This window comes from Aeromonas sp. HMWF017, from assembly GCF_003061465.1.
GTDB lineage: Bacteria > Pseudomonadota > Gammaproteobacteria > Enterobacterales > Aeromonadaceae > Aeromonas > Aeromonas veronii.
This window is the reverse complement of the sequence record NZ_QAJD01000062.1, coordinates 54,715-55,854: the sequence shown is the minus strand read 5'-3', so window position 1 is coordinate 55,854 and position 1,140 is coordinate 54,715. Positions and strand designations below refer to the sequence as shown.

Below are 1,140 nucleotides of genomic sequence, written 5' to 3'. Positions count from 1 at the left end.
GACCAGACCTGCGAAGCGGGTTGCAAACTCGCTGGCATCAAAGTGTTCGATAAGGGAAATGCCGCTCTGCCCGTTGAGCAGTGCTTGCCAGCTGGATTCGGCAGTGTTACCCACCGGGGAAAGCATCCCCAAGCCGGTCACCACGACTCTGCGTTTTGACACTGAGGTAGTCTCCGAGAGGTGTTTTGAAAAGGAACAAATACAAAAGAAGCGGCTCTTGGGCCGCTTCTTTCAGAACAGGAACTTATTCCTGATTAGCGGTGATGTAGTCGATAGCCGCTTGAACAGTGGTGATCTTCTCGGCTTCTTCATCAGGAATTTCGGTATCGAATTCTTCTTCCAGCGCCATTACCAGTTCAACGGTATCCAAAGAGTCAGCGCCCAGGTCGTCGACGAAGGAGGCAGCGTTCTTAACGTCTTCCTCTTTAACACCCAGTTGTTCGATGATGATTTTCTTTACGCGTTCTTCGATGTTGCTCATGACCTGAATTTTCCTTTAAAAATACGCTATTTGCGTCTGGTTGGGGTAGTTTATTCAATTGACGTGAGTTTGCAAGTAGCTTGCCGCTGGTCAAACCACGAAATGTGCCAAACTTCGGCGTACTATCGCAAATTTGAACAGATCTTACGACAAATTGATTACACCATGTACATCCCGCCATTAACATGCAGGGTTTCGCCGGTGATATAGGCTGCTTCATCAGAAGCCAAGAATACCACAGCTGCGGCAATTTCTTTTGGATCACCCAAACGGGCGGCAGGCACCTGACTCATGATGCCGGCACGTTGATCGTCATTCAGGGCACGGGTCATGTCGGTTTCGATGAAACCGGGAGCAACCGCGTTCACTGTGATACCACGGGATGCCACTTCCCGCGCCAACGATTTGGTAAAACCAACCAGACCGGCCTTGGCGGCAGCATAGTTGACCTGACCGGCATTACCCATGGTTCCCACCACGGAGCCAATGCTGATGATGCGACCATGACGTTTCTTCATCATGGCACGCAACACCGGTTTGCTCAGACGGTAGAGAGAGGTCAGATTGGTATCGATGATCTCGTTCCACTCGTCATCTTTCATCCGCATCAACAGGTTGTCACGGGTGATACCCGCGTTGTTGATCAGGATGTCGATGTC

At 50.6% G+C, this 1,140-nt stretch carries 3 protein-coding genes; all 3 read right to left on the bottom strand.

Translation table 11 applies throughout. The annotated features are described in order from the left end of the window. Positions 1–162: beta-ketoacyl synthase N-terminal-like domain-containing protein (locus tag DBR30_RS21685; RefSeq protein ID WP_308813266.1), on the bottom strand; the 162-nt coding region annotated here is incomplete at its 3' end. Positions 163–244: 82 nt separating this feature from the next. Then, positions 245–481, bottom strand: a complete 237-nt coding sequence (acpP, locus tag DBR30_RS05660; RefSeq protein ID WP_005300909.1) for an acyl carrier protein — start codon at positions 479–481, stop codon at positions 245–247. Positions 482–639: 158 nt separating this feature from the next. Beyond that, positions 640–1,140 (bottom strand): 3-oxoacyl-ACP reductase FabG (gene fabG, locus DBR30_RS21180; RefSeq protein ID WP_181363500.1); only part of this gene is annotated, 501 nt, incomplete at its 5' end.

Bases quoted from the DNA above. Each gene is read 5' to 3' on its own strand.
- acpP (WP_005300909.1), bottom strand. From the start codon at position 481: ATGAGCAACATCGAAGAACGCGTAAAGAAAATCATCATCGAACAACTG.